Here is a 20,505-nt window from a genome sequence, read left to right as displayed (position 1 = left end):
GGGACACGCTAAGCGTAGCGGAAAGCACCCCCCACTTTCCGTCACGCAGCTGCCAGCAGATGCCGGCAGCGCAACGCTTCAGCCGAGGCGGCGGCGGTGGCGCGCGATCTGCGCCAGCACCTGGGCCGGCGCGGTGCCGCCCAGGGTGTTGCGCGCGTTCAGGCTGCCACGCAGGCTCAGGCATTCGTAGACGTCTTTTTCAATGCTGCTGTTGAAGCCCTGCAGCACCGCCAGCGGCAGCTCGGACAGGTCGCAGTTGTGCGACACCGCGGCCTTCACCGCGTGCGCCACGGTTTCGTGCGCGTCGCGGAACGGCAGCCCTTTCTTCACCAGGTAGTCGGCCAGGTCGGTGGCGGTGGCGTAACCCTTCTTGGCCGCCTCTTCCATGGCGAGGGCGTTGACGGTGATGCCGCCTTCCTTCTTGCCATTGGCCGGGTTCACCTGGCCGCCGACCATCTCGGCAAAGATGCGCAGCGTGTCCTTGAGCGTGTCCACGGTGTCGAACAGCGGCTCCTTGTCTTCCTGGTTGTCCTTGTTATAGGCCAGCGGCTGGCCCTTCATGAGCGTGATCAGGCCCATGAGGTGGCCGACCACGCGGCCGGTCTTGCCGCGCGCGAGCTCGGGCACGTCGGGGTTCTTCTTCTGCGGCATGATGGAACTGCCGGTGGTGAAGCGGTCGGCGATCTTCACGAAACCGAAGTTCTGGCTCATCCAGAGAATGAGTTCTTCGCTGAAGCGGCTCACGTGCACCATGCAGAGCGATGCGGCGGCGGTGAATTCGATCGCGAAGTCGCGGTCGCTCACGCCGTCCAGGCTGTTCTGGCACACCTGCGGTTCACCGTGTTCGTCCACCATGCCCAGGGTGCGCGCCACGCGTTCGCGGTCCAGCGGGTAGGTGGTGCCGGCCAGCGCGGCCGAACCCAGCGGCAGGCGGTTGGTGCGGCGGCGCACGTCGGCAAAACGCTCGGCGTCGCGCGAGAACATTTCCACGTAAGCCAGCAGGTGGTGGGCAAAGCTCACCGGCTGCGCCACCTGCAGGTGGGTGAAGCCGGGCAGGATCACCTCGACGTTCTGCTCCGCCACCTCGACCAGCGCGGTCTGCAGCTCGTTGAGCAGCGGGAGGATCAGGTCGATCTCGCTGCGCAGCCACAGGCGCACGTCGGTGGCGACCTGGTCGTTGCGGCTGCGGCCGGTGTGCAGGCGCTTGCCGGCATCGCCCACCAGTTGCGTCAGGCGCGCCTCGATGTTGAGGTGCACGTCTTCCAGGTCGAGCTTCCACTCGAAGGCGCCGGATTCGATCTCGGTCGTGATCTGCGCCATGCCGCGCTGGATCGCCTCGTGGTCGGCGGTGCCGATGATCTTCTGGTGCGCGAGCATTTCCGCGTGGGCCAGGCTGCCGCTGATGTCGGCCTGCCACAGGCGTTTGTCGAAGAACACGCTGGCGGTATAGCGCTTGACCAACTCGCTCATGGGCTCCGAGAATAGGGCGGACCAGGCTTCGGATTTTTTATCGAATTGGTTGGTGGACATGGTTTTGCCAGCGGCTGGATGAGAAATGAGGAAGCGGAAGTCCGCCAGGGATGGAGCTTTGGGCAGGACGCCCGGGCCGGTTGACGGCGCATTGGACCCTGTAGAGGCCCTCACGGGTAGACCCGAAGACGGATGTGCTTCCCATGAAAGATTCCAGAATTTTATCGAGCTTCCAGGAACTGGCGCATGCCGCGGGTGCGCGCCCGATTGCGGAGATGCCCGAACACCTGCGGATGCGGGTCCAGGTCTTCGACACCTGCCAGGTCGGCACGGTGTTGCGTGCCGTGCTGTTCGTGCAGGCCATCGTGGTGGTGGCCGCGCTGTTCGGCGCCACCACGTTCTTCACCTGGGTCACGCAGACGGCCATCTACACCGGGGCCGCGCTGCCGGCGGTGCTGGCCTGGTTGCTCACGGTCTGCGGCCTCAAGCGCCAGCTCGGCTTGCTGCCTATACCCGGCCAGTGGGCGGCGGCCATCGGTTTCGGCGCGCTCTCCGGCCTGTACGGCTGCGGCCTGCTGGTCTGGATGGGCCTGGCCGAGCCCTCGCCCTGGCTGGCCAGCGCCGCCTCGGGCGCGCTGGTCTCCAGCGTGCTGGTGGCCGCGCTCATGTGGCGCTCCAAGGCGCGCGGCCCGGCCGGCACCACGGCCCGGCTGGCCGAGCTGCAGGCGCGCATCCGCCCGCACTTTCTGTTCAACACGCTCAACAGCGCCATTGCGCTGGTGCGCGAGGAGCCGGCCAAGGCCGAAAACCTGCTGGAAGACCTGAGCGAGCTGTTCCGCCATGCGCTGGCCGACGCCAAGGAGGCGGTGCCGCTGCGCCAGGAGCTGGACCTGGCCGAACACTACCTGGCGATCGAGCAGGTGCGTTTTGGCGACCGGCTGCGGGTGGAGTGGAGCGTGGACGAAACCGCCTCGCGCGCCAAATTGCCGCCGCTGATCCTGCAGCCGTTGGTGGAGAATGCGGTCAAACACGGGGTCGAGCCCAGCGCCAGCGGGGCGGTGGTGCGCATCAGCACCCAGCGCCGCGGCAGTGTGGTCGTCATCAAGGTCACCAACACCGTGCCGGCGGGCAGCGGGCGCCCGGGCAACGGGCTGGCATTGGACAACGTACGCCAGCGCCTGACGCTGCTGCACGACGTGCAGGGGCGTTTTCAGAGCGCATTGGTCAACGGCGTGTTTCAGGTAAGACTCGAAATACCGGTATAAGCGGGGTTTCGCCGACCCAGATCGGACAATGGAGAGGGTGACATGGCACTGAAGGTATTGATCGTTGACGATGAAGCGCTGGCGCGGTCCCGGCTGCGCACGCTGCTGGGCGAATGCACCGAGCCGCGCGCCGACGTGGTGGGTGAAGCCTCGAACGCGGTGCAGGCAATGGAGCAGATCCAGCGCACCGGCTGCGACCTGCTGATGCTGGACATCCACATGCCTGGCGTGGACGGCATCTCGCTGGCCAATACGTTGCGCCAGATGGCCTCGCCACCGGCCATCGTGTTCGTCACCGCCTACGCCGAGCACGCGGTGCACGCGTTCGAGCTGGAAGCGGTGGACTACCTCACCAAGCCGGTGCGGCGCGAGCGCCTGCAGCAGGCGCTGCAGAAGGTGGTGCGCCAGCGCAGCGCGGCCGAAGGCGCGCAGGACGCCACCGGCCTGCCCGAGAGCCTGATCATCCAGGAGCGGGGCCGCAGCGAACGCGTGGCGCTGGCCGACGTGATCTACCTCAAGGCCGAGCTGAAGTACATCACCGTGCGCACGGCCGAAAAGGAACACATCTTCGACGGCGCACTGAGCGACCTCGAACAGCGTTACGCCCACCTGTTCGTGCGTGTGCACCGCAATGCCCTGGTGTCGCGCCGCGCGGTGCGTGCGGTGGAAAAACACAACGACCCGGTCGAGGGTGAGGGCTGGATGGTGCGGCTCGACGGCGTGGACGAGCGCCTGGCGGTGTCGCGCCGGCAACTGGCGGCGGTGCGTGAAGCCTTGATGAGCTGAGTTGTTTCGGGCCATGCGTTCTCGGCAGGCTCGGCTCATGACACACCTGCCCAGCTAAAATCGCGCACGGGTGGCACGCCAAGGGGGCGTGTCAGGTTTTGCGAATGGTCGGGCCGCCTCGCGGTTTTCCTGCGACCTGACCCATGACCCAGACCTTCGTCGAGTGGATGGCTGCCGCCATCTTTGCCATCGCCCTCCTGCACACCTTCGCGGCCAAGCAGTTCGAGCGGCTCTCCCATCGTTTCCCCCGCCACGCCGGCCTTTTCCACCTGTTGGGCGAGGTGGAAGTGGTGTTTGGCTTCTGGGCCATGGTGTTGATCGTGGGCATGTCGCTCGCGGTCGGCGGCGACCAGGCACTGGCCTATGCCGAATCGCGCAACTACACCGAACCGCTGTTCGTCTTTGTCGTGATGGTGATGGCCGCGTCGCGGCCGGTGCTGCGCACCGTGATGGCGGGCGTGCACAGCATCGCCGAGCGTTTGCCCTTTTCCACACCCCTGGCCACCGCCTGGCTCGGCCTGGCCGCCGTGCCGCTGCTGGGCTCGCTCATCACCGAGCCGGCGGCCATGACGATTGCCGCGCTGATGCTGGCACCGCGCATATTCCGCCCCCATGTGCCTGAGGGCGCGAAATACCTGGCGCTGGGCGTGTTGTTCGTGAACATCTCCATCGGCGGCACGCTCACTTCGTATGCAGCACCGCCGGTGCTTATGGTGGCCACCACCTGGCAATGGGACAGTGCCTTCATGTTCACCCACTTCGGCTGGAAGGCGGCGCTGGCGGTCGTCGTGAATGCCACGGTGGCCACACTGGTGCTCGGCCCGCATCTGGGCAGTGGCCCGCTGGTCAACGATGGTTTGCCCAAGGAAACCCGTGTACCGCTGCCGGTGGTGGCCATTCACCTGGGGCTGCTGGCCGGCGTGGTGGTTTTTGCGCACCACCCGGTGATCTTCCTGGGCCTGTTCCTCCTGTTCATGGGCTTCACGCAGGCCTACCGCGAACACCAGAACCCGCTCATCCTCAAGGAAGCCTTGCTGGTGGCCTTTTTCCTGGCCGGTCTGGTGGTGCTGGGCGGCATGCAGGCGTGGTGGCTGCAGCCGATCGTCTCCGGGCTGGAGCCGGTGGCGCTGTTCTTCGGCGCACTGGGGCTGACGGCCATCACCGACAACGCGGCGCTCACCTACCTGGGCTCGCTCATCGCCGGCATTTCCGATGAGGCGAAATACATGCTGGTCGCAGGAGCCGTGGCCGGCGGTGGCCTCACGGTCATCGCCAATGCGCCCAATCCGGCCGGTGTCGCGTTGCTCAAGCGCGGCTTTGCAGACGAAACCGTGAGTGCGGTGGGTTTGTTGCTGGGCGCTCTGGGGCCGACGGCTGTCGCTGCCGCTGCGTTTTGGCTTCTTTGAGCGTTGACGAGGCGCCGGTCGCTGGTGACCGGGCGGCTCGCCTCCGCGAATGTCCTCCGAACCGGCTGCGCCGGTTCTCCCCCTTTATTTCGCTGCGGCGAACCACCCGATCACCAGCGACCTGTCGGCGCGCCAGCGCAGGCACGCCACTGTTCCTTCAGATCGAGGGCATGGGGTGCTCTGCGCAGCGAAATCAAGGAGGAGGCGGCACCAGCCGCCGGGGGACATTCGCGGAGCAGGGCGCGCCGTGACCTTGATCCCGCGAGGCGCCTGAGCGAAACCCAGGCGAACCCAGACCCGGGAAGCGGATACCGTTCAGATCTCCGCCGCCTCCACCAGAAACCGCACCCGCCGCTGGCCCTGCCATTCGTCTGCGTCGAGGCGGAAGGCGATCTTCACGCGTGCGGGCAGCGGGTCGGTGTGGCCGAACCAGATGCCGTCCACCGGCTCGCCCTGGTGCTTGAGCTTCAGGGCCAGGTGCTTCTCACCCACCAGCCTTTGCGACACCACCTGCACTTCCTCGCAGAACACCGGCGGCGCAAAGCCCTGGCCCCACACCTCCTTGTGCAGCGTATCCACCATGTCGGCGCGGCGGTACTGCGTGTCCAGCGGGCCGTCGGCCTCCATGCGGCGCTGCAGGGTGGCGGCGTCGAGCCACTCGTGGGCCACCTGCTGCAGGCCGGCCTCGAAGGTTTCCAGGTGCTCTTCGTCGATGGTGCAGCCGGCGGCCATCGCGTGGCCGCCAAAACGCAGCAGCACACCCGGGTGGCGCTTGGCGACGAGGTCGAGAGCGTCGCGCAGGTGGAAGCCGGCGATGGAGCGGCCCGAGCCCTTGAGCTCGTGCTCCTTGCCCTCGGCGCCGCTGGCGGCGAACACGAAGGTCGGGCGGTGCAGCTTGTCCTTCAGGCGCGAGGCCACGATGCCGACCACGCCTTCGTGGAAGTCGGGGTCGAACACCACCAGCGCGGGCGGCGGCTCTTCCGATTCGTCGAACATCTCCTCGGCCATCTGCAGCGCCTGCTCGCGCATGTCGCCTTCGATGGCCTTGCGCTCGCGGTTGATGCCGTCCAGCGTACGCGCCAGCTCGTCGGCGCGCAGCGCGTCGTCGGTGGTCAGGCATTCGATGCCCAGCGTCATGTCGGCCAGGCGGCCGGCCGCGTTCAGGCGCGGGCCGAGGGCAAAACCGAAGTCGAAGCCGGTGGCCGCGGCCGGCTTGCGCGCGGCGGCGTTGAACAGGGCCGTCATGCCCGGCGGCATGGCGCCGGCGCGCACGCGCTTCAAACCCTGCGAGACCAGGCGGCGGTTGTTGGCGTCGAGCTTGACGACGTCGGCCACCGTGCCGAGTGCCACCAGCGGCAGCAGGGCGTCGATCTTCGGCTGAGGGACGGCTGCCCCCACGCTGCCCGCTTCGCGTGGTGCGCTGCCCCCCACGGGCGCTGCCCCGCCTTGGGGCGGCCCGGCGTCGGGGCGCGCACTGAAAACACCGCGCTCGCGCAATTCGGCGCGCAGCGCCAGCAGCACGTAGAACATCACACCCACGCCGGCAATCGACTTGCTTTCAAACGGACAGCCGGGCTGGTTGGGGTTGACGATGATGCAGTCGGTGGGCAGCGTGATCTCGCCGTCTTTCAAGGCCGGCAAGTGGTGGTCGGTGACGATCACCTGCAGGCCCAGCTCGCGCGCGGCGCGCACGCCGTCCACGCTGGCGATGCCGTTGTCCACCGTCACCAGCACGTCGGCGCCTTGCGCCTTCACGCGTCTGGCAATCGAGGGCGTGAGGCCATAACCGTCGGTGACGCGGTCGGGCACCAGGTAGTTCACGCGGTCGAAGCCCATCGGCGCGCCGAGCAGGCGCAGGCCGCGCAGGCCGACCGCGCAGGCGGTGGCGCCGTCGCAGTCGTAGTCGGCCACGATGCAGATGTTTTTCTGCGCCGCCATGGCGTCGGCCAGGGCGCACGCCGCGTCTTGCGCGCCCAGCATTTGCGTGGGCGGAATCAGGCGCGCCAGCGAGTCGTCGAGTTCGTCCGGGCTGGTGATGCCGCGCGCGGCGAACAGGCGCGCCAGCAGCGGGTGCAGGCCGCCTTGTTCCAGGGTCCAGGCGGCGCGCGGAGGCACGTCGCGGGTGATGATCTTCATAGGGTTTCCAGCGTCTTCCAGGCCGGGGCACGGCCCGGCAGGTTCTTGATCCATCGGCCCACACGCGCAACGGCGCTGCGCGGGGCATGGGTGAAACGTTGTGCGCTGCGTTCGCCACAGAGCGTCAGGGTGAAGGGCTCACCGCGCTGCACACGCGCCAGCGCCTGCGCAATGTCGCCGGCGTCGAGCGCGGCCCAGGCCTGTTGCCAGCCGGACCAGTCGGCTTGCAGCGCGGCCTGCCGCAGGCCCTGGGGCTGGGTGGGCGGTGTGTACCGTGGCAGGGCATGGTCGAGCGCGCCCGCGCCGCTGACCCAGAAGCCGTTGACCGGGTGCTGGCGCGCGGCTGCGCGCGCATCGTGCACGGCGTGCGTGTAGAACAGCATCTGCGCCTCGCTCTGCAGGCGCTTGAGCAGGCGGCTGCCCGGCGGGTTGGCCGTGCTCTCCGGCATCCAGGCTTCCACCGAGCGGCCGCCCACGCGGTCCAGGCTGGCGCAGGCAATGCCGCGCAGCGGCTCGCCGCGTGCGTGCCAGCGCGTGGCCGACTGGTAGCTCAGCGTGATGCCGTCCTCGGCGCAATACGGTGCCAGCGCATCGAACAGTGCGCGCGACTGCGCGTCGTTCAGGTCGAGCTGATCCGGCGGCAGCAGCGTCACCTGCTCCATGCCGACCTGGAAGTGGCAGGGCGTGAACCAGGCCTGCGGTGTGCCTGGCTGCGCATCGTCGAGCGCGGCCCAGGGAATGAGGCCGTCGTCGAACGGGCAACCGTCGGCGCGCAGCAGGCCGATGGCCTGCGCCAGCGCGCGTTCGTGCGGTGGGCTCAGGCTGTGCTCGTCGCCCGTGTCGGCCACCACCGGTGTCAGTTCGGCCAGCAGCGCGCCGAGCTGCGGCAGCTTCAGCTGCGGCAACACGGCGCGGCAGCCGGGGTCGCTCGCGCTGGCGAAAGGAACCAGCAGGTGCGGGGTCGGCTCAGAGGCCGTGTGGGATGCGGGCATGCTCCGATTGTCGGGGATGCCACAATGCCCGCACTTCACCATGCAAACCCCATACGAACTCATCCTGGGCTGGCGCTACACCCGCGCCGGCCGCGCCACCCGGCGCAACGGCTTCATCTCCTTCATCTCGGGCGTGTCCATGCTGGGCATTGCGCTGGGGGTGGCTGCGCTCATCATCGTGCTCTCGGTCATGAACGGCTTCCAGAAGGAGGTGCGTGACCGCATGCTGGGCGTGTTGTCGCACATCGAGGTGTTTGAACCCAACGGCCAGGCCATCCCCGATCTGGCCGAGACGCTGGCGCGCATCGAGCGCCATCCGGAAGTGCTGGGCGCCGCGCCGTTCGTGGGCGCGCAGGCGCTGATCGCACGCGGCGAGGACATGAAGGGCACGCTGGTGCGCGGCATCGACCCGGCGCTTGAACCCAAGGTGACCGATCTGGTGGCTGACTTGTCTGACACCCTGCTGCCACGCCTGGTGCCGGGTGAGTTCGGCGTCATCCTCGGTGGTGAACTGGCGCGCAGCCTGGGCGTGATCGCCGGCGACACGGTGACGCTGATCGCGCCCAGCGGCCAGGTGACGCCGGCCGGCGTGGTGCCGCGCATCCGCCAGATGACGGTGGTGGGCACCTTCGATTCCGGCCACTTCGAATACGACTCGGCGCTGGCCCTGCTGCACCAGGACGACGCGGCACGCATCTTCCGCGTGGAAGGCCCGACCGGCGTGCGCGTGAAGATCAAGAACCTGCACCAGGCGCGCGAGGTGGCGTTGTCCATCGCCGCCGACCTCGACCCCGGCCTGCTGGTGCGCGACTGGACGCGCCAGAACCGCACCTGGTTCGCGGCCGTGCAGCTCGAAAAACGCATGATGTTCATCATCCTCACGCTGATCGTCGCCGTGGCCGCCTTCAACCTGGTGTCCACCCTGGTGATGACGGTGACCGACAAGCGCGCCGACATCGCCATCCTGCGCACCCTGGGCGCGAGCCCGCGCAGCATCATGGGCGTGTTCATGGTGCAGGGTGCGATGGTCGGCATCATCGGCACCGGGGCGGGCCTGCTGCTCGGCTTGGGTATCGCTTTCAACATCGACACCATCGTGCCGGCGCTCGAACGCCTGCTGGGCGCGAGCTTCCTGCCGCAGGACATCTACCTGATCAGCCGCATGCCGAGCGATCCGCAGCAGAGCGACATCCTGCCGGTGGCGGTGATCTCGCTGGTGCTGTCCTTCCTGGCCACCATCTACCCGAGCTGGCGCGCGAGCCGCGTCAACCCTGCAGAAGCCCTTCGCTATGAGTGACCTCGTACTTCAGGCCCAAGGCCTCACCAAACGTTTTCACGAAGGCCGGCTCGACGTCACCGTGCTCAAGGGCGTGGACCTGAGCGTGCGCAGGGGCGAGACCGTCGCCATCGTGGGCGCCTCCGGTTCGGGCAAGAGCACGCTGCTGCACCTGCTGGGCGGGCTGGACGCCCCCAGCGCCGGCAGCGTGCAGCTGATGGGCCAGACGCTGTCGGGCCTGAACGCCGCGCAGCAGGGCGAGCTGCGCAACCGGCACCTGGGCTTCGTCTACCAGTTCCACCACCTGCTGCCCGAGTTCAGCGCACGCGACAACGTGGCCATGCCTCTGTGGATCCGGCGCCTGCCGCGCGCCGAGGCGGCCGAGCAGGCGACCCGCATGCTCACGCGTGTGGGCCTGGGCGAGCGCTTGCACCACCGGCCGGCCGAACTCTCGGGTGGTGAACGCCAACGCGTGGCGATTGCGCGTGCGCTGGTGGCGCAGCCGGCCTGCGTGCTGGCCGACGAGCCCACCGGCAACCTCGACCGCAGCACCGCCGAAGGCGTGTTTCAGCTGATGATGGAGCTGGCGCGGGACCAGGGCACGTCGTTCATCGTCGTCACCCACGACGAGAGCCTGGCCGCGCGTTGCGGCCGCGTGCTGCGTCTGACGACGGGCGTATTGGACTGAGGACACCCCCCGCCGCGCTCTGCGCGGGGGTGCAGCCTCAGGCCCGGCAGAGCCGGTTCCCGGGCTGCACTGGATCAGGCAATCCGCTCCGGGGCCGCAGTGTGAAGATCAGGGCTTGGTGCGCGTGAAACGCAGCGGCTTGTCGAGGCCCTGCACGTGCATCAGCAGGGTCTTGCCCTGCACCTCCAGGCGCTGCGCCTTCTGCAGCGCGTCGAGGTACCGCATCTCCTGCTCGTTCACCGCTTCGGTACAGGCCATGCGAGTGCCCGCGAGCTGGCCGAACGCCACCTTGTCCTGCATCAGCGTGTAGGAACCGAAGAAACGGTTGCACGAGCTGTTGCCTGCCACGCGCCCGGCTTCGGGGAAGGCCAGCGTGGCTTGCACGCGGTCGAGCACGCCGCGCCCGCCCAGGTCTTCCAGCAACCACTCGCTGCCCACCAGCGGTGCGGCGGCGGGGGCGCCGGGCATGGCGCAGGCGGTGAGGACCATCAGCGCCGGAGCGGCGAGCCAGGCGAGGCGGGAGCGTGGTTGAGACAGGGACATGTCGGTTTCCTTCCGGGTTGTTGTTGTGCTGCGCCGGCCGCCATGGGACTTGCCGGCACAATGCCCCTTATACCGCCATGTGGATCGACACACACTGCCATCTGGACGCGCCCGAGTTCGGCGCCGACCATGCGCTCACCCTGAGCCAGCGCCGCGGCGCGGCCGAGCGGGGCGTGGGCCTGTGCGTGATCCCGGCGGTGGAACGCAGCAACTTCGACACCGTGCGCCGCCTCGCGCACCGCACCGGCGACGCCTACGCGCTGGGCATCCACCCGCTGTACGTGCCGCGCGCAGACGACAGCGACCTGGCCGCGCTCGACGCTGCGCTCACCGAACACCGCGACGACCCGCGCCTGGTGGCGGTGGGCGAGATCGGCCTGGACTTCTTCGTGCCCGCGCTGTGCACACCCGAGATGCGCGAGCGCCAGGTTTTTTTCTACCGAGCGCAGCTCAAGCTGGCGCACCGGCACGGCCTGCCGGTGATCCTGCACGTGCGGCGCAGCGCCGACATTTTGCTCAAGCACCTGCGCGAGCGCCCGGTGAGTGGCGGCATCGCCCACGCCTTCAACGGCAGCGAACAACAGGCCATGGCCTTCATCGAGCTGGGCTTCAAGCTCGGTTTCGGTGGCGCCTGTACCTTCGACACCGCGCGCCAGCTGCGCCGGCTGGCGACTGAGTTGCCGCTGTCGGCCCTGGTGCTGGAGACCGACGCGCCCGACATCCCGCCGCAATGGCTGTACGTGACCGCCGCCGAGCGCGAGGCCGGCCGCGCCCAGGGTGTGAACAGCCCGCTGGAACTGCCACGCATCGGTGCGGTGGTGGCGGGCTTGCGCAACATCCCGGTGGAGCACATGGCACAGGCCAGCACCACCAACGCACTCGCGGCCCTGCCGGGGTTGCAGGCGCTGGAGCCAGTCACATGAGCCGGCTGCAAGGCCTGGCGCCGGTGCTGGATGCCGACACCCGCGTGCTGGTGCTCGGCAGCTTCCCGGGTGTGGCTTCGTTGCGCACGCAGCAGTACTACGGCCACCCGCAGAACCACTTCTGGAAGATTCTCGGCGCGCTGTGGGCGCTGCCGCTGCCGGCGATGGACTATGTCGACCGCGTTGCCGCCCTGCGCGCGCACGGCCTCGGCGTGTGGGATGTGTACGGCGCCTGCGAGCGCGAAGGCAGCCTGGACGTGAACATCCAGAACGCCGCGCTGAACGATTTTTCGATGGTGCGCTGGCAGTGTCCCAAGCTGGGCGCCATCGCGCACAACGGCGCCGAGAGTTTTCGCCACGCCACGCACACCGAAAAACTCGGCGTGCCGCTGTACAAGCTGCCGTCCACCAGCCCGGCCAATGCCAGCTGGAGTTTTGACCGCAAGCTGGCGGCCTGGGCCGAGGTGCTGCGCCGGCACGGCGCGGGTGGCTGAGCGGCCAGCCCCGCGCCGTCTGTTGGCGAGTGCCTCAGGCCGCCACCGTGCGGTGCAGCACCGGCGTTTCCGGCACCGGGTAACCCGCCGCGCCGAAGGTGCTGACCACCGCCTTGTGGGTGTCGAAGTAGACCTGCCAGTAGTGGTCGGTGTGGGTGTACGGCCGCACGCAGAGCAACGGGCCTTCGGGCGTGAACTGCAGGATTTCCACGTCCGGCGCGGGTGAGGCGACCACGTTGGGGATGGCGGCCACGGCCACCCGCAGGCGCGCCATGGCGTCGTTCACGTCCACGCTGTTGGCCACCTTGGCCAGGCAATCCACGCGGCGAAACGGTTCCTGGCTGAAGTTCTGGATGTTGTCCGAGAACACCTTGTTGTTGCCCACGATGGTGGTCACGTTGTCGGGCGTGAGGATGGTGGTGGCGAACAGGCCGAGCTCCTTCACCGTGCCGATGGTGCCGCCGGCGCTGATGAAGTCACCCACCTTGTAGGGCCGCAGCACCTGCAGGAAGATGCCGGCGGCGAAGTTCGCCAGCATGCCGCTCCAGGCCACGCCGATGGCCAGGCCGGCACCGGCCAGCAGGGCGGCGAACGAGGTGGTGCGCACGCCGAAGATGTCGAGGATCGCCAGGATCAGCACCAGCGTCAGCAGCACCGAGATGATGGACTTGAGGTAACGGATCAGGGTCTCGTCGAGCTTGCGGCCTTTTTCCATTGCGCGCCCGATCAGGCTGACCGCCACGCCGATGAGCCAGCGCCCGACGATCCAGGCGACGATGGCGCCCAGCACCTTGAGGCCGAAATCGGCACCCTGGGTGACGATGAAGTTCCAGATCACTTCCGTGTTCATAATGGTTTCCCTCCAGTTCAGACTTGCACAGATTGATGCCGAATCCCTTCCACCTGCCCGCGCGCCCGATGTCTTGTGAAGGCGGGCTGTCCTTGCCGAGCGCATTGTGCCTTTTTGTAAACATTTTGGGTGACGGGGGTGTGGCATGAAGGCCGGCGCCAACGCCGCCGCGCGCGCCCGCCGTGGCGCGCCCGTGCTGCCCGAAGTGACCATCTCCGAAGACAGCGAGGTGCGTTTCCTGCACCTGGGCACCGAGTGGATCCAGGGCTCCATGTTGCTGGAGGCACCGTTCGAAATCGAGCTCGACTACGTGCAGCGCATGATGGCCTGGCTGCTGTTCGTTGAACCCGAGTCGGTGGCCAAGCGCCGCGCGCTGCAGCTCGGGTTGGGCTCGGCGGCATTGACCAAGTACTGCTTCAAGAAGCTGCGCATGGACACCACCGCGATCGAGATCAACCCGCAGGTGCTCGCGGTGTGCCGCCAGTGGTTCAAGCTGCCGGCCGATGGCCCGCGCCTGCGCGTGCTGCTGGCCGATGCCGGTGAAGAAATCCGCGCCGCTGCCCACGTGGGCGCCTACGATGCCCTGCAGGTCGACCTGTACGACCACGAGGCCGCCGCCCCGGTGCTCGACAGCCCCGACTTCTACGCCGACTGCCGCGCCGCACTCACCGACGACGGTTGCCTCACCGTCAACCTGTTCGGCCGCGACACCAGCTACGAGCGCTCGCTGCAAAGCATCTGCGCCGCGTTCGGCGACGATGCGGTGTGGGCCTTCAAGCCCACGCGCGAAGGCAACACCGTGGTGCTGGCACAGCGCACCGCCGAGCGCCCGACGCGCATGGCCTTGCTGGCACGCGCCGAGGCGGTGCAGGCCCGTTGGGGTTTGCCCGCGGTGAAGTGGCTGCGCCTGTTCAAACCGGTATCCTGAAACACCCATGAAAACCTCCGCCGCCGTCGACGCACCACAGAAGAGCTTCGATGGTCCGCTGGACTGGCGCACGCTGGTCGGCTGGTTGCGCGAGGACGGTGTGATCTCGGCCGAAGAGGCCGAACGCACCACCGCACGCTGCGCCTCGGCCCACAGCTCGCAGCACCCGTTGCAGCGGCTGGCGGTGGTGGGCATGGCACGCGCCGCCGACCACCATGTGCTCGATGTCGAGGCGCTCACGCAATGGCTGGCCAAACGCAGCGGGCTGGAGTACATGCGCATCGACCCGCTCAAGGTCGACGTGGGCAAGGTGGCCGACGTGATGAGCGCGGCCTACGCCGAGCGCCACAAGGTGCTGCCGGTGCAGGTGAGCGCGAGCGAGGTGGTGGTGGCCACGGCCGAACCCTTCATCCGCGACTGGGTGCCCGAGGTGGAGCGCCAGACCCGGCGCACCGTGCGCCTGGTGCTGTCCAGCCCGCAGGCCATCAACAACTTCACCGGCGAATTTTTTGCCCTCGCCAAGTCGGTGCGCGCGGCCAGCAAGACCGGCGCACAGGGCTTCAACAGCTTCGAGCAGCTGGTGGAACTCGGCAAGGCCAACAAGCAGCTCGACGCCAACGACCAGGGCGTGGTGCAGGTGGTGGACTGGCTCTGGCAGTACGCGTTTGACCAGCGCGCCAGCGACATCCACCTGGAGCCGCGGCGCGAGCAGGGTGTGATCCGCTTCCGCATCGACGGTGTGCTGCACCCGGTTTACCAGATGCCGATCGGCGTGATGAACGCCATGACCGCGCGCATCAAGCTGCTCGGCCGCATGGACGTGGTGGAGCGGCGCAGGCCGCAGGACGGGCGCATCAAGACGCTGCGCCCCGGTGTTGGCGGCGCGCGTGGCGACGAGGTGGAAATGCGCCTGTCCACGTTGCCCACCGCCTTCGGCGAAAAGCTGGTGATGCGCATCTTCGATCCCGAGTCGACAGTGAAAGACCTGAGCGCGCTCGGTTTTGCACCGCACGACGCGCAGCGCTGGGAAGGCCTCACCAAACGCCCGCATGGCATCGTGCTGGTGACCGGGCCCACCGGCTCGGGCAAGACCACCACGCTCTACGCCACGCTCAAGCGGCTGGCCACCGAAGAGGTGAACGTGAGCACGGTGGAAGACCCGATCGAGATGATCGAACCGGCCTTCAACCAGACCCAGGTGCAGCCGCACCTCGACCTGGACTTTGCGCAGGGCCTGCGCTCGCTCATGCGGCAGGACCCGGACATCATCATGGTCGGCGAGGTGCGCGACCTGGCCACCGCCGAGATGGCGGTGCAGGCCGCGCTCACCGGCCACCTGGTGTTCACCACGCTGCACACCAACGACGCGCCTTCGGCCATCATGCGGCTGATGGAGCTGGGCATTCCGCCCTACCTCATCAATGCCACCGTGCTCGGCGTGCTCGCGCAGCGCCTGGTGCGCACGCTGTGCCCGGCCTGCCGCAAGCCGCAGGACGTGGACGAAACCGCCGCCTCGCGCACCGAGCTGGCCGAGCTGGTCAAACCCTGGCAGGTCAGCGGCAGCTACCGGCCCTACCAGCCGGTGGGTTGTGTGGACTGCCGCATGACCGGCTTCCGTGGCCGCATGGGCCTGTACGAACTGCTGGTGGTCACCGAAGCCTTCAAGGACAAGGTGAGCGGTGAGCCCAAGCTGGACGCGCTGCGCAAGCAGGCGGTGCAGGACGGCATGCGCCCGCTGCGCCTGGGTGGCGCGGCGCGCGTGGCCGAAGGCCAGACCACCATGGACGAGGTGCTGGCGTGTACGCCGCCGGTGCAGTGAGCGCGGGGCCGGCGCCATGATCAAGAACCTGCAGGACTGTCTGACAGGCTTGCTGTTCCTGGCATTGGGCGTGGGTTTTGGCTGGGCGGCTTCGCGCCACAGCCTGGGTTCGGCGGCCGACATGGGGCCCGGTTATGTGCCGCTGCTGCTGGGCCTGCTGCTCGGCCTGCTCGGCATCTGCATCCTGTTCAAGGCGCTGACCTTCGAGGCCCTGGGTGGCGGCCGTGTGCGGCACTGGGGCTTTGGCCCCTTGTTGCGCCTGCTCGCCGGCCTGTTCTGGCTGGCGCTGTGCAGCGGCCCGGCGCAATGGCCCTGGATCGGCCCCTGGTTCCAGGGCTGGCCCACTTTCGGGCTGGTGGCCGGTGTGGCCGGCCTGCTGCTGGCGGTGGTGCCCGGCACGCCGGGTGGCACGCCGGCGCGGGTCTGGCTCTGGTCCATCGGGCTGGCGCTGCTGGTGCTGGTGCTGTGGGTCGGCCCGCTGGATCTGGACCTGCCGCTGTGGCCCACGCGGGCCGGCAACTGAACGCGGCACAGGCACCGCCATGGGCTTCGACTTTTCCTGGTGGGCGGCGCTGCAGCAAGGCCTGGTGGCGGTCTGGGGCTGGCAGGCGCTGGGGCTGATCGCACTCGGTGTGCTGGTCGGCAGCGTGTTCGGCGTGTTGCCCGGCCTGGGGCCGGTGGCCGCCATCACCCTGCTGCTGCCGGCCACGCTCGGCCTGCCGGCACTGCCTGCCTTGTTGGTGCTGGCCGGCGTGTACTACGGCGCGCAGTACGGCGGCTCGCTGCCCGCCATCGTGTTGAACCAGCCCGGCGAAGCCTCGTCGGTGATGACCAGCCACGACGGCCACCCGCTGGCCTTGCAGGGCCGCGCCGGTGCCGCGCTGGCCACCGCCACCATCAGCTCCTGCGTCGCCGGTTGCCTGGCCATCGCGCTGGTGGTGCTGCTGGCGCCGTGGGTGGTGTCGCTCGGCCAGCAGTTCGGTGCTGCCGAGCGTTTCCTGTTGCTGGTGGTCGGCCTGGTGGGCGCCACCGTGCTGGCCTCGGGTTCCTTCCTCAAGGCGCTGGCGATGGCGGTGCTGGGCCTGCTGCTGGGGCTGATGGGCTGGGACGTGCACACCGGCACCGCGCGTTTCGTGCCCGAAGGCCTGGAGCCCTGGATGGGCCGCCACCATGGCCTGAGCGAGGGCGTGGGCTTCATCGCGCTGGCGCTGGGTTTCTTTGTGGTGGCGCCGGTCGCGGCCGAGCTGGCCGGCCTGTCGGCGCTGGCACCGGCCACACCGTCCGCGCCCACGGCCACCCAGCCACCAGCGTTGCCGCCGCGCACCGCGGCGCTGGATCTGCAGACGCGGCCGAGCCGCGAGGAGTTGAAGCAGGTCTGGCCGGCGATGTTGCGTGGCACCGGCCTGGGCGCGGTGCTCGGCGTCGTGCCCGGGGGCGGGGCGTTGCTGTCCTCGCTGGCGGCCTACCGGCTGGAGGCCGTGGTCTCGCGCCAGCGCACACCGCCGCTGGGCCAGGGCAATCTGCGTGGCGTGGCCGCGCCCGAGGCGGCCAACAACGCCGGCGCCCAGACCGCCTACCTGCCCATGCTGGCGCTCGGCCTGCCGCCCAACACCGTGATGGCCCTGCTGCTGGGCGCGCTCGGCCTGCACGCGATCGAACCCGGGCCGGCGGTGATGCAGGTGCAGCCCGATCTGTTCTGGGGCCTGCTGGTGTCGATGTGGGTCGGCAACCTGTTCCTGTTGGCGCTCAACCTGCCGCTGGCGCGCTGGTGGGCACCGGCGCTGTTGCAGGTCTTGCGCCTGCCGCGCCGTGCGCTGCTGGCCGCGATGCTGGTGGCCTGCGGCCTGGGTGCGCTGGCGCTCGGTCCACACGGCTGGGGTGTCTGGCTGGTGATGGGCCTGGGCCTGCTGGGCTTCGTGCTGCAACGCCTGGGTTGCGAAGGCGTGGCGCTGCTGCTCGGTTTCGTGCTGGCCAGCGACCTGGAAGAGCAGTTGCGCCATGCCCTGCAGCTCGCGCGCGGCGACTGGTTCGTGTTCATCGAGCGGCCGGTGTCGGCGCTGCTCTTGATGACCGCCATCTTGTTGTTGCTGGTGGTGGTGCTGCAACCGAGACGGCAGCGTTCGCCATAGGGCATGGCCCTGCGGGGGCGTTGCCGCGGGTCAGCCGGGATAATCGCGCCAATGCCTGCCACGCCGCCCGCCCATCCCGTTTCGTCCCATGTCGCCAGTGGCCTGCTGCTCGCCAGCGCCGGCTCCATCGCCTTCAGCGGCAAGGCCATCATCGTCAAGCTGGCCTACCGCCACGGCGTGGATGCGGTCACGCTCATCATGTACCGCATGCTGTTCGCGCTGCCGCTGTTCCTGGCCCTGGCCTGGTGGGCCGGCCGGCCGCGCAACGGCGTGAAGCCGGCGGCGCTGACGCGGCGCGACTGGCTGGGCGTTCTCGGCCTCGGCTTCACCGGTTATTACCTCGCGAGCTTTCTCGACTTCTGGGGCCTGCAATACATCAGCGCCAGCCTGGAGCGCCTGATCCTGTACCTCAACCCCACGCTGGTCCTGCTGCTGGGCTGGCTGGTCTACAAACGCCGCGTGACCGGCCTGCAGGCCATCGCCATGGCGGTGAGTTACGCCGGTGTGCTGCTGGTGTTCGGGCACGAGGCCGGTGCGCAGGGGCCGCATGCGCTGCTCGGTGCGCTGCTGGTGTTCGCCAGCGCCGTGAGTTATGCGATCTACCTGGTCTACAGCGGCGAGATGGTCAAGCGCCTCGGCTCCATGCGCCTGGTGGGGCTGGCGACCAGTGTGGCCTGCGTGTTGTGCCTGCTGCAGTTCGTGCTGCTGCGGCCCATGGGCGCGGCCGCGGTGGCGCCCGAGGTGATCTGGCTGTCGCTGCTCAACGCCACCCTGTGCACCTTTGCGCCGGTGCTGATGGTGATGATGGCGATCGAGCGCATCGGCGCCGGCCTGACCGCACAGACCGGCATGATCGGCCCGATGTCCACCATCCTCATGGGCGTGCTGATCCTCGACGAGCCTTTCAACCGCTGGATCGTTGCCGGCACGGTGCTGGTGCTCGGTGGTGTTTTCCTGGTGACGCGCTTTGGCCGCGGCACTTCCAAATAATCGACGACTGGAGAGATTCACATGGACCTGGGTATCAAGGGCAAATGGGCGCTGGTGTGTGGCGCGAGCAAGGGCCTCGGCCTGGGCTGCGCGCAGGCGCTGGCCGCCGAAGGGGTGAACGTGGTGCTGGTGGCGCGTGGCGCGGCCGCACTCGATGCGGCCGTGGCCGCCCTGCGTGAAGCGGCGCCGGGCGTGAGCGTGCTCGGCGTGGCCGCCGACATCACCACGCCGGAAGGCCGCGCGGCGGCGCTGGCGGTGGCCGGTGGACCGGGCACGGCGTTCGACATCCTGGTCAACAACGCCGGCGGCCCGCCGCCCGGTGACTTCCGGGCCTGGGAGCGCGACGAATGGATCAAGGCGCTGGACGCCAACATGCTGACGCCGATCGAACTGCTCAAGGCACTGGTGGACGGCATGGCGCAGCGCGGCTTCGGCCGTGTGGTCAACATCACCTCGGGTGCGGTGAAGGCACCGATCGACATCCTGGGGCTGTCCAACGGCGCGCGCAGCGGCCTCACCGGCTTTGTTGCCGGGGTCGCGCGCAGCCCGCTGGCCGGCAAGGGCGTGACCGTCAACAACCTGCTGCCCGGTGCGTTCGACACCGACCGTTTGCGCGTCACCATGGAAGGTGCCGCCAGCAAGACCGGCCGGGACGTGGAGGCAATTGCCGATGCGCGCCGCAAGACCATCCCGGCGCAGCGCTTCGGCACGCCGCAGGAGTTCGGCGCCATCTGCGCGTTTTTGTGCAGTGTGCACGCCGGCTACATCACGGGCCAGAACGTGCTGGCCGACGGCGGCGCCTACCCCGGCACCTTCTGAGGCAGGGGCGGCGCGTCAGCGCCGCGACGACACCAGGATACCGCCGACGATCAGCACGAAGCCGGCCACGTGGTACGGCTGCGGTGGCTCGCCCAGCAAGGTGGCCGACAGCAGCCCGGCGAACAGCGGGGTCAGGTTCTGGAACAGGCTGGCCAGTGCGGGGCCCACGCGCGCCACGGCGGTGCCCCAGCAGCGGTAGGCGATCAGCGACGGGCCGACCGCAAAGTACAGCAGCGCGGCGGCTGTCGGCCAGCCCCAGTGGATGTGCGATTCACCCGGCGGCAGCTCGGGCAACACCAGCCATTCGCCGGCCGCAAACAGCCCCGACCAGAACAGGCCGAGCACGATCTGCGCGAGCAGGAAGGCCGCCCAGTCGGCCTTGATGGCCGCCGGCTCGGCACCGGGTTTGGGCCGTGCCAGCAGCCAGCTGTACCAGGCCCACAGGATGGACGCGAGCAGGACCCAGAAGTCACCCGGCACCAGCCGCACCGCGAGCAATTGCTCCAGGTGGCCGCGCGACAGCACCACCGCCACGCCGATCAGCGAGAAGGCGGCGCCGAGCGCGGCGCGGCGCGAGATCGCCACCCCGTACAGCAGGCGCCCGAGCAGCAGCATCCACACCGGCGAGCTGGCGGCCACCAGCGTCACGTTGATCGGCGTGGAGGTCTTGAGGGCCAGGTATTGCAGCGCGTTGTACGAGCCCACGCCCAGCAGGCCCAACAAGGCGAAGCGCCGCCAGTGGGGCCACAAACCGCTGCCGGGCCGCAGCACCCAGCCGGCGATCGGCAACAGCAGCACGAAGGCCAGCGCCCAGCGCAGGAAGTTCAGCGTGACCGGAGGCACCAGGCCCTGCACCATGCGGCCCAGCACCGCGTTGCCGGCCCACAGCAGCGGCGGCAGGAGCAGCATGAGCAAGGTGGTGGCAGAGAGGCGGGTGCCGGCGGGCTGGGACATCGGCTGCACTGTACGCGCGTGGCCATCCCTGGCCGCG

The 20,505-nt window shown here is 68.9% G+C and carries 19 protein-coding genes; 13 read left to right on the top strand and 6 right to left on the bottom strand.

What is annotated here, in order from left to right:
* Window positions 1–78 precede the first annotated feature (78 nt).
* Window positions 79–1,530, bottom strand: a complete 1,452-nt coding sequence (gene argH, locus HPA01S_RS06865) for an argininosuccinate lyase (protein ID WP_084360509.1) — start codon at window positions 1,528–1,530, stop codon at window positions 79–81.
* 143 nt (window positions 1,531–1,673) lie between these two features.
* On the opposite strand from argH, the gene HPA01S_RS06860 reads away from it, so the two are divergent.
* The 3 genes from HPA01S_RS06860 (at window position 1,674) to HPA01S_RS06850 (ending at window position 4,927) form a co-directional block, all read left to right on the top strand.
* A complete protein-coding gene (locus HPA01S_RS06860) occupies window positions 1,674–2,735 on the top strand; it encodes a sensor histidine kinase (protein ID WP_066268158.1) in 1,062 nt (353 codons plus the stop codon).
* A gap of 42 nt (window positions 2,736–2,777) precedes the next feature.
* Window positions 2,778–3,521: a LytR/AlgR family response regulator transcription factor gene (locus HPA01S_RS06855; protein WP_066268156.1), complete on the top strand. Its 744-nt coding sequence runs from the start codon at window positions 2,778–2,780 to the stop codon at window positions 3,519–3,521.
* A 143-nt stretch (window positions 3,522–3,664) separates the two neighbouring features.
* A complete protein-coding gene (locus HPA01S_RS06850) occupies window positions 3,665–4,927 on the top strand; it encodes a putative Na+/H+ antiporter (protein WP_066268155.1) in 1,263 nt (420 codons plus the stop codon).
* A gap of 315 nt (window positions 4,928–5,242) precedes the next feature.
* On the opposite strand, the gene recJ is transcribed toward HPA01S_RS06850, so the two are convergent.
* Together recJ and HPA01S_RS06840 are read right to left on the bottom strand one after the other, a co-directional pair.
* Window positions 5,243–7,063, bottom strand: a complete 1,821-nt coding sequence (gene recJ / locus HPA01S_RS06845) for a single-stranded-DNA-specific exonuclease RecJ (protein ID WP_066268154.1) — start codon at window positions 7,061–7,063, stop codon at window positions 5,243–5,245.
* Window positions 7,060–8,055, bottom strand: coding sequence for a hypothetical protein (locus HPA01S_RS06840; protein ID WP_084360508.1), 996 nt, complete (start codon window positions 8,053–8,055; stop codon window positions 7,060–7,062). The genes recJ and HPA01S_RS06840 overlap by 4 nt, the downstream gene beginning before the upstream one ends.
* A gap of 40 nt (window positions 8,056–8,095) precedes the next feature.
* Here HPA01S_RS06840 and HPA01S_RS06835 point away from each other — a divergent pair, with 40 nt between their 5' ends.
* Both HPA01S_RS06835 and lolD read left to right on the top strand, forming a co-directional pair.
* A complete protein-coding gene (locus HPA01S_RS06835; RefSeq protein WP_066268242.1) occupies window positions 8,096–9,352 on the top strand; it encodes a lipoprotein-releasing ABC transporter permease subunit in 1,257 nt (418 codons plus the stop codon).
* Window positions 9,345–10,019 carry a lipoprotein-releasing ABC transporter ATP-binding protein LolD gene (gene lolD, locus HPA01S_RS06830; RefSeq protein WP_066268153.1) on the top strand — a complete coding sequence of 225 codons (675 nt, stop codon included), beginning with the start codon at window positions 9,345–9,347 and terminating at the stop codon, window positions 10,017–10,019. The genes HPA01S_RS06835 and lolD overlap by 8 nt, the downstream gene beginning before the upstream one ends.
* Before the next feature lie 108 nt (window positions 10,020–10,127).
* Here the strand turns inward: lolD and HPA01S_RS06825 are convergent, their stop codons facing one another.
* Window positions 10,128–10,562: an META domain-containing protein gene (locus HPA01S_RS06825; RefSeq protein ID WP_066268148.1), complete on the bottom strand. Its 435-nt coding sequence runs from the start codon at window positions 10,560–10,562 to the stop codon at window positions 10,128–10,130.
* Between the two features lie 77 nt (window positions 10,563–10,639).
* On the opposite strand from HPA01S_RS06825, the gene HPA01S_RS06820 reads away from it, so the two are divergent.
* Together HPA01S_RS06820 and HPA01S_RS06815 are read left to right on the top strand one after the other, a co-directional pair.
* The gene (locus HPA01S_RS06820; RefSeq protein WP_066268146.1) at window positions 10,640–11,485 is read left to right on the top strand and encodes a TatD family hydrolase; all 846 of its coding nucleotides are present in this window, start codon (window positions 10,640–10,642) and stop codon (window positions 11,483–11,485) included.
* Window positions 11,482–11,979, top strand: a complete 498-nt coding sequence (locus HPA01S_RS06815; RefSeq protein ID WP_066268144.1) for a DNA-deoxyinosine glycosylase — start codon at window positions 11,482–11,484, stop codon at window positions 11,977–11,979. Before HPA01S_RS06820 ends, HPA01S_RS06815 begins: the two co-directional genes overlap by 4 nt.
* A gap of 34 nt (window positions 11,980–12,013) precedes the next feature.
* On the opposite strand, the gene HPA01S_RS06810 is transcribed toward HPA01S_RS06815, so the two are convergent.
* Window positions 12,014–12,829, bottom strand: coding sequence for a mechanosensitive ion channel family protein (locus HPA01S_RS06810; RefSeq protein WP_066268142.1), 816 nt, complete (start codon window positions 12,827–12,829; stop codon window positions 12,014–12,016).
* A 145-nt stretch (window positions 12,830–12,974) separates the two neighbouring features.
* Between HPA01S_RS06810 and HPA01S_RS06805 the strand changes: the two genes are divergently transcribed.
* The 6 genes from HPA01S_RS06805 to HPA01S_RS06780 are packed head-to-tail and all read left to right on the top strand — an operon-like array spanning window position 12,975 to window position 19,514.
* On the top strand, window positions 12,975–13,757 hold the full coding sequence (locus tag HPA01S_RS06805) for a spermine/spermidine synthase domain-containing protein (protein WP_066268141.1): 783 nt from the start codon (window positions 12,975–12,977) through the stop codon (window positions 13,755–13,757).
* Between the two features lie 7 nt (window positions 13,758–13,764).
* Window positions 13,765–15,576 (top strand): type IV pilus assembly ATPase TfpB, encoded by a 1,812-nt coding sequence (tfpB, locus tag HPA01S_RS06800; RefSeq protein WP_066268140.1) that lies wholly within the window; start codon window positions 13,765–13,767, stop codon window positions 15,574–15,576.
* Between the two features lie 16 nt (window positions 15,577–15,592).
* The gene (locus tag HPA01S_RS06795; protein ID WP_066268138.1) at window positions 15,593–16,099 is read left to right on the top strand and encodes a tripartite tricarboxylate transporter TctB family protein; all 507 of its coding nucleotides are present in this window, start codon (window positions 15,593–15,595) and stop codon (window positions 16,097–16,099) included.
* Between the two features lie 19 nt (window positions 16,100–16,118).
* The gene (locus HPA01S_RS06790) at window positions 16,119–17,705 is read left to right on the top strand and encodes a tripartite tricarboxylate transporter permease (RefSeq protein WP_066268136.1); all 1,587 of its coding nucleotides are present in this window, start codon (window positions 16,119–16,121) and stop codon (window positions 17,703–17,705) included.
* A 51-nt stretch (window positions 17,706–17,756) separates the two neighbouring features.
* Window positions 17,757–18,695, top strand: coding sequence for a DMT family transporter (locus HPA01S_RS06785; RefSeq protein ID WP_066268134.1), 939 nt, complete (start codon window positions 17,757–17,759; stop codon window positions 18,693–18,695).
* 21 nt (window positions 18,696–18,716) lie between these two features.
* A complete protein-coding gene (locus HPA01S_RS06780; RefSeq protein ID WP_066268132.1) occupies window positions 18,717–19,514 on the top strand; it encodes an SDR family oxidoreductase in 798 nt (265 codons plus the stop codon).
* Between the two features lie 15 nt (window positions 19,515–19,529).
* Here the strand turns inward: HPA01S_RS06780 and HPA01S_RS06775 are convergent, their stop codons facing one another.
* On the bottom strand, window positions 19,530–20,468 hold the full coding sequence (locus tag HPA01S_RS06775) for a DMT family transporter (protein ID WP_066268130.1): 939 nt from the start codon (window positions 20,466–20,468) through the stop codon (window positions 19,530–19,532).
* Window positions 20,469–20,505 lie beyond the last annotated feature (37 nt).

Origin of the sequence: Hydrogenophaga palleronii NBRC 102513 (assembly GCF_001571225.1) — a bacterium.
GTDB lineage: Bacteria > Pseudomonadota > Gammaproteobacteria > Burkholderiales > Burkholderiaceae_C > Hydrogenophaga > Hydrogenophaga palleronii.
This window is presented reverse-complemented; position numbering and strand designations above follow the sequence as displayed.